We start from the raw sequence: 1,079 nt of genomic DNA, 5'->3' as shown, positions 1-1,079 counted from the left end.
TGAATCGCCCCGGATTCCCGAGACACTTTTGAGCCGTTGGGAATGGCGTCGTTCGAACTCTAGCGGCGAAGTATCTCCGGCAGTGCCGTGGCGCCGCTTGGGGTTGTAGAACATCTCGATGTAGTTGAAGACATCGGCTCTGGCATGGTCGCGGGTGGGGTAGGTCTGGCGACGGATGCGTTCGCGCTTGAGCAATTGGAAGAAGCTCTCGGCCACGGCGTTGTCGTGGCAATTGCCGCGCCGGCTCATGCTGGAGATCAGGTTGTGGTCGCGCAGGAAGTCCTGCCAGTCATGTCCAGTGAACTGACTGCCCTGATCCGAATGCACCGTGACTGGCTGCTTGGGTCGACGACGCCACAAGGCCATCACCAGCGCATCGAGCACCAAGCCGGTATCGATGCGGCTACCCATTGACCAGCCGACCACCTGACGCGAGAACAGGTCGACCACCACGGCCAGGTACAGCCAGCCCTCGTGGGGGCGGATGTACGTGATGTCGGTCACCCAGGATTGATTGGGCTGCGCCACGGTGAACTGGCGCTGCAGGTGGTTGGGCGCCACGACAGCAGGCTTGCCTCCCCGCATACCAGGGCGACGGCGATAGCCGGTCTGCGAGCGAAGTCCTCCGAGTTTGAGCAATCGGGCTACCCGGTGCTTGCCGCAGGTCTCGCCCAGATCGCGCATGTCCAGGGTGAGCTTGCGGTAGCCGTACACGCCGCCGCTCTCCAACCACGCGTGCTTGAGCAGGCCCAGCAGCCGTTGATCGTCCTGGGCACGTGGGCTCATCGGATCGGCCTTCCAGGCGTAGTAGCCGCTGGGGTGCACCGTCATGATCTTGCACATGCGGCGCACGCTATGCTCGTGTTCATGCCGCTCGATAAATGCGTACTTCACCCGGACTGCTTGGCAAAGTACGCTGCGGCCTTTTTTAAGATGTCACGCTCCTCGGTCACACGCTTGAGCTCAGCCTTCAGGCGGCGCACCTCGTCGGCTTGCGAGCCCTGAGCCTGGCGCTGCTCAGGCGACATCTGCCTGGCCTTGATCCATTGATACAGGCTGTGCTGGCTGACGCCAAGCCG

Annotated in this window: 1 protein-coding gene; it reads right to left on the bottom strand. The window is 62.6% G+C overall.

The annotated features are described in order from the left end of the window. Positions 1-1,079 (bottom strand): IS3 family transposase gene (locus tag RQI28_RS19665; RefSeq protein ID WP_311224351.1). Its coding sequence is split into 2 segments (ribosomal slippage), with 1,080 coding nucleotides annotated over them: positions 1-923 and positions 923-1,079; the frame shifts between segments, so codons are not numbered across the junction. This gene is flagged as partial in the annotation.

Origin of the sequence: Acidovorax sp. WCS2018Noco2-16 (assembly GCF_031843945.1) — a bacterium.
GTDB lineage: Bacteria > Pseudomonadota > Gammaproteobacteria > Burkholderiales > Burkholderiaceae_C > Paracidovorax.
The sequence above is the reverse complement of the archived record's forward strand: the minus strand, read 5'-3'. Positions and strand labels throughout refer to the sequence as shown.